A 2,882-nucleotide genomic window follows, 5' to 3' on the forward strand; every position below is an offset into this window, starting at 1 on the left:
AGCGCACGCTCGATGAGATTACGGCGCCGTTGCGACGCGAGATCAAGAAGCGATCGCAGCTCGACATCGCGGACATAATGGCGAGGCAAGCGGCGGAACGCGCCGGCAAGCTCGTGGCGTTTCCTAAACCTGCCGAAGGATATTCGACTCCGGCTCTGGAAGCCGCGAAAGCGGCCATCGAAGCGCCCGCGCCGGCGCCGCAGAGCGAGCAGCAGCGCGCCACGATGGCGGAGATCGAGAACGACCTCGCGGGCGCCGCCCCGATCGCGCCGGCGCCGAAGATCGCGCAGCTCCCCGAGACGAAGCAACAGCGGTTCCGCAGGGCGCTGCAGATCGAGGAGCGGATCGCCAACAACGAAAGGATCGCGACGGAGGACGCCCTCTGGCTCGGCGGATATCAGACCACCTCCGAATATCGGGCGACGAAAGAAATGTTCGAGGAGTTCGGCGAAGCCGCATTGCGGTGACCGAAAAAGCGAGAGGCGCGCCGCTCGCAACGGCGCGCCTCTCAGAAGTCCAAAATCAAGCGAGGAAGATTATGTCAGACGAGGTTCAAAAGGTCAAACCTGGGACTTTTGCGGCGTTGAAAAACGTCGCCGGCTTCCGGGAGCTGGTCGAGCGCGTGGTGGAGCGCTCCCCGAGCCTGCCGAACATCGGCGTCATGCACGGCCGATCCGGCGACGGAAAGACCTATGCGTCCATCTACGCTCAGAACAAGACGCGCGCGCTGCGCGTCGAGGTCGGCGACAGCTGGACGCGAAAGACGCTGCTCACCGCGATCCTGCGCGAAGGCGGTTTGTTCACCCCCAAAGGGACAATCCCGGAGCTGTCGGAACGGGTGACCGAAATGCTCTCGGCGGAGCCGCGTCGGCCGCTGTTCATCGACGAGGCCGACAAGATCGTCGATCGTGGCTATGCGGAGATCGTCCGCGAGATCGCAATGAAGAGCAATGTGCCGGTGCTACTGATTGGCGAGGAAGCACTGCCGAAGAAGTTGGAGCGGATTGAGCGTTTGCATAATCGCGTGCTCGCGTGGTTCGGAGCCGAGCCCTGCGATCTCGAGGATGCGCGCAAGCTCGCCAATCTGCTGCTTCCCGCGAAAATCAGCGACGATCTGCTGGAGGACATCCGCGTCGCCGGTGACGGCCGCGCGCGTCGCATCGCGACATCGCTCGACGGCGTCGCTCAATGGACGCGCAGCCACGGCCTGCAGGAGGTAACGCGCGAAAATTATCAGGGCCCGGACTTATACACCGGCCAGCCGGCCACCGCCCGCGCCTCTCGCCTCATCGTGCAACGCGGGAGGACGGCATGAACACTCAGAACGAGATCATCGAAGGTCTGCGGCGCATAATGAAAGCCAAGGGCGTGAAGCTGACCGACATCTCGGTCAAGCTCGACGTCCCGTATCGATCGATTCAAAATTGGTTCGCTCTGAAATCAGATATGCCGATGCCCGTTTTTATCGCCATCTGCAACGAGCTAGGCCTATCGGGAGCTTTCGCCGAAATCGTGGCAAATCAGATGCTCGACAATGAAGAAGATCGGGCAGTCACGGACACCATCGAGCATCTCAACTTGCTTTCGAGCGAGCTTCACCCCGAAGCTCGAGATTGGCTGCGGATTCTCCAGAGCGATGTATTGCGGCTCGTGCAAGTGATTTGCGATCAGCGGATACGGCTTCGAGTCCTCAAAGATCACGGAGGTGAGTGATGACGCGCAAGCCGATTCACATCGAGGTCGCCATGCCATCCGGCCCGACCCATTACTGGCGCGAGATGCTGGCGCGGCCGAAGGGCTTCACCGTCACGGAGATCGCGCTCGCCTCGGACGGCGTGGCGCATGCGACGGTCAAGCGTTACGTCGACTTTCTCAAGCAGGAAGGCTTCGTGGCGCGCATCGGCGAGAAGCGCGACGGCTATGCGCTGCGGGCGGTCTATGCCGTCACCAAGCGATTGCCCAAAGCGCCGGTCCGCCGCCCCGACCCGATGCATGCGCCACTCACGGCGCGGGAGGCGATGTGGAACGCGATCCGCGCGCTCGATCAGTTTACGGTCTCCGAGCTCGCGGTCTCGGCTTCTACCGAGGAGCGTCCCGTCGCGCAGCGCACGGCCGACAACTATGTGCGCGCGCTGCTGCGCGTCGGCGTTCTGCAGGCTCTCGCGGCGCCCGAACGGCTGAAAGGCCGCGGCTCCACGCCCGGCGTCTATCGCCTGGTCAAATCCGCCAACACGGGACCGCAGGCGCCAAAGCTGTGCAACGCCGGCTTCGTGTTCGATCCCAACCGCAATCGCGTCATCGGCGAAACCGTCGTCACGGAGGTTGAACGATGAGCACGGACGTTAACGTTAATTCTTTACCTTCTCGAAAGGTTGCAGACTTCCTCGCCAACGCACGCGAAGCGTTCGGCGACGCGCTCCCCGATTGGATCGAGGCGGCCGCCAATGAGGCCAATCGCACCAGCGCGACCGCCTTCGGCAAGCGCATCGGCTATTCTCCCGCAGTGATATCGGCGCTCTGCCGAGGCAAATACGATGGCGATCTCGCCGCCGTGGAAGCCAAGGTGCGCGGCCTGCTGATGGGCGCCCAGGTCGAATGTCCGGTGCTCGGCGAGATCGGCCGCGACCATTGCATCGACGAGCAGAAGAAGAAGCACGTCGGCACATCGGCCATCCGCACGGCGCTGTTCCACGCATGCCGCGGCGGCTGCGCCCATTCGCGGATCAAGAACGAGGGAGGCGTCCATGGCTGATTCAGCCTGCGGCCTCGCCTATGACCTGCGCGAGCTCGCCGCTCTGATGCACGGCGTCGAGAACGGCGATATGCGGCTCTCGTCGGCGATGGCCAGCGCGGTCGCCGAGCAGCTCTACAGCATCGCCGAG

At 63.4% G+C, this 2,882-nt stretch carries 4 protein-coding genes and 1 pseudogene; all 5 read left to right on the plus strand.

The annotated features are described in order from the left end of the window. Nucleotides 1-467, plus strand: a pseudogene (locus K3F48_RS23425) (hypothetical protein); the annotation flags it as partial. Between the two features lie 71 nt (nucleotides 468-538). After that, a complete protein-coding gene (locus K3F48_RS23430) occupies nucleotides 539-1,315 on the plus strand; it encodes an AAA family ATPase (RefSeq protein ID WP_222577851.1) in 777 nt (258 codons plus the stop codon). Then, nucleotides 1,312-1,713 carry a helix-turn-helix domain-containing protein gene (locus tag K3F48_RS23435; RefSeq protein ID WP_222577852.1) on the plus strand — a complete coding sequence of 134 codons (402 nt, stop codon included), beginning with the start codon at nucleotides 1,312-1,314 and terminating at the stop codon, nucleotides 1,711-1,713. Before K3F48_RS23430 ends, K3F48_RS23435 begins: the two co-directional genes overlap by 4 nt. After that, complete coding sequence (locus K3F48_RS23440; RefSeq protein WP_222577853.1) at nucleotides 1,713-2,333, plus strand: hypothetical protein; 621 nt, start codon at nucleotides 1,713-1,715, stop codon at nucleotides 2,331-2,333. The genes K3F48_RS23435 and K3F48_RS23440 overlap by 1 nt, the downstream gene beginning before the upstream one ends. Further along, complete coding sequence (locus K3F48_RS23445) at nucleotides 2,330-2,752, plus strand: transcriptional regulator (protein WP_222577854.1); 423 nt, start codon at nucleotides 2,330-2,332, stop codon at nucleotides 2,750-2,752. Before K3F48_RS23440 ends, K3F48_RS23445 begins: the two co-directional genes overlap by 4 nt. The last annotated feature ends 130 nt before the right edge of the window (nucleotides 2,753-2,882 follow it).

Origin of the sequence: Methylosinus sp. Sm6 (assembly GCF_019802345.1) — a bacterium.
Taxonomy (GTDB): Bacteria; Pseudomonadota; Alphaproteobacteria; order Rhizobiales; family Beijerinckiaceae; genus Methylosinus.